Origin of the sequence: Parafrankia colletiae, from assembly GCF_001854655.1 — a bacterium.
In the GTDB taxonomy this organism is placed as follows: domain Bacteria; phylum Actinomycetota; class Actinomycetes; order Frankiales; family Frankiaceae; genus Parafrankia; species Parafrankia colletiae.
The window spans coordinates 1-2,501 of sequence record NZ_MBLM01000079.1; the positions used below are offsets into that span (position 1 = coordinate 1).

3 protein-coding genes are annotated in these 2,501 nt (G+C 63.1%); all 3 read right to left on the minus strand.

What is annotated here, in order from left to right; genetic code table 11:
• Nucleotides 1-57: 57 nt before the first annotated feature.
• Entirely contained in the window at nt 58-624 is a 567-nt protein-coding gene (locus CC117_RS09300) for a reverse transcriptase domain-containing protein (protein ID WP_084131804.1), read from the minus strand.
• A gap of 589 nt (nt 625-1,213) precedes the next feature.
• On the minus strand, nt 1,214-1,336 hold the full coding sequence (locus tag CC117_RS39775; protein ID WP_256385367.1) for a hypothetical protein: 123 nt from the start codon (nt 1,334-1,336) through the stop codon (nt 1,214-1,216).
• Nucleotides 1,337-1,665: 329 nt separating this feature from the next.
• A partial coding sequence (locus CC117_RS09305; protein WP_071083340.1) for an LLM class flavin-dependent oxidoreductase occupies nt 1,666-2,501 on the minus strand: 836 nt, incomplete at its 5' end.

A 2,501-nucleotide genomic window follows, 5' to 3' on the forward strand; every position in this document is an offset into this window, starting at 1 on the left:
AAAGGCCTACGAATACAGGTCCCGACGTCCACCGACCCCCTCTTCTGACCCCCACAATCAACGAAAGGAGCAGTGTGATGATGGCTCCAAACAGTCGGCGATGTCCGTCTCCACCACCCACCGCCTGCCCCGCCAGCACTCATCCACGAGCACCTGCAGAGCGTCGTGCACCGCCAGCCCGGGCCGAAACCCAACCGAGCACGGCAGGAAGTCCGCCTCGAACACCGACTCGAGAACCATCTTCACAGCCGTCTGCACGACCCGGTCACGGACTGTGGGAATCGACAACGGCCTCTGCCCGGACGAAGATCCGGGCTTCGGGATCAACACCCGGCGCGTGGGCGCCGGCCGCCACCGGCCCTCCTTCAGATCCGCAGCCAGTTCGTCGATGAAACGGCGAACCCCGTACACCTCGACATCAGCGACCGTGACACGGTCAACTCCAGCCGCACCGTTGTTACGGCGCACCTGGACCCACGCACGCTCCAGCAGGTCACCGCGATAGACCTTGTCATAGAGCGCGTGGAACCGCCGCCCGGGATCAGCCTTGGCCGCCCGGTAAAGCGTTTGCTGCAAGGCTTGAACCTTGTCTTGCTCGGCGGAACTAGCCACGAGGGCACTCACCAGCTCTTCCTCACATACACACGCGCCGACGAAGCAGCGGCCCTTCCCGTCACCGGCGGTTATGTTGTCCGACCGGCTCAAGCGGTAATATGGCCGCCTCCGACTCCCTACCCGACACGTCACCCACTTCCCGAGGTCATCGGTTATAGGGCGTCGCCTCCTCCGGCAGATATTCCGCGGTGCTGCCGGGCCAGGCAGGGTCTCTCCAGTTCCCGCCGTCACTATCTGAACGTTCCGCGCCCCATACCCCGAGGAGTCCTTCACGGCTGTAATCCAGGATCTACACCGCTTCCGTGGCCTTCGCCGTGATTTCCGCGGCTCGGCACTCCCTCTTCCCGCCGAAGCGGGCCTCTAACGAGGCGGCAGGCTTCGCTTCATGCTACGGACCGTCCAGTCGCTCCCCCTATTGGGCTTTTGACACTGGGCTTCGACCCGGCCAGTTACCCGACCAAGCCGCCAGTCTGCTACCGGGCCTCCTGGCAGCTACCCGGACCGGACTCGCACCGGCAAGCGACGACGAGCTTACGAACGGGGGATCAGCCGCTACACGGCGTCACCTCCGGCCTGCTGGACACACGAAAGATCGAGGTTAGAGCCACACATACCGGCCGACGGTGTGGTGCGAGCAGCCCGCGAGCTCGCCCGCGTCACGCAACGACCCCGTCAGGTCGTACGCCTCAAGAATTTCCATGATCTCCTCGGCAGACTTCAATCTCGTCCCCTTCCCGGGACCGTGCTGGGTAGCGGTTGGCACCGCTCAGCACACCGGGAAGGGGACAACCCGGACCTGCCACGACAGGCCGGGACACGACGATCACCTCGGGCAGATCACGGGACCGCCGGTGGGCAGTTCAACTGGCCACCGGCGGGCACCCACACGGCCGTCATCGGGCAGGATCCCGCGGCCACCGACAGCAGCCGCGTAGTGGCAGACTTTGCCGATGCAACTGTGCCCAGATGACGACTRCACCATCGACGTGGGCTCCCCTTGCTTCCCTGCGAAGTGCAACCTCGGCTACAAACCAACTACGCCACGCGACCCTAACCACGACCGACCATCGCGGGAAGCAACTCATCCACCCCGATTCGATAACTCTCACCCGCGTGACCGGTCAGTTCGCCGGTCCAGAGGATGAGCCGATCGATGCCGAGATCTTCAATTGCCATCATCTTCTCGAGGCATCGCTGGGGGTCGCCTACGAGGCCGAAGCTGTCAATGAATTCGGGGTCAAGGAGATGCGAGTGACTACTTGCACGAGCGCCGTGCTTGTTCATGTTATAATTTTTTGCGATGCGTTCCATGTTCTCCCGATCTCGGTCCAAGATCGGGCTGGCCTCGTTCACCTTCTTATGCATCGCAGAGAACCGGCTCATCGAAGCGACCGTACCCCGCGCAAGATCACGTGCGACATTCTGGTCGTGATGTGGATAGAACGGAACAAAGGCGCCAAACGAAAGCGATCCCGGGTCCCGCCCGTTTTTCTCCGCCTCGTCACGAGCCGTCTGAATCGCCCACGCCAAGCGGGCAAGGTCGGTTCCGAGAGCGAAGCTGATGCGATCAGCGTGACGCGCCGCCGCTGCAATGACCTTCGGGCCGCTCGCGGCCGCCTCGAGCTCGGGCTTCACGTAGTCGTCAGGCATCCAAGTCATCTGCGAGGACTCGGGCACCTCAGCCACCGAAAGCTGGTCGAAACCCCGATTCAATGGACCAAGAAAACTGGCTGCCAGGCTCGCAGCGACAGGCTCGTTCCGCATGTAGGCTTGAACGGTCCGCAACGACTTCTCGTAGTATGCTAATGGGACCGGTGGCACTCCGACATAGGCGAGAGAGGAGTCGCCGCGGCCCATACTGAGCGTGAAGCGGCCCCCGGACATGA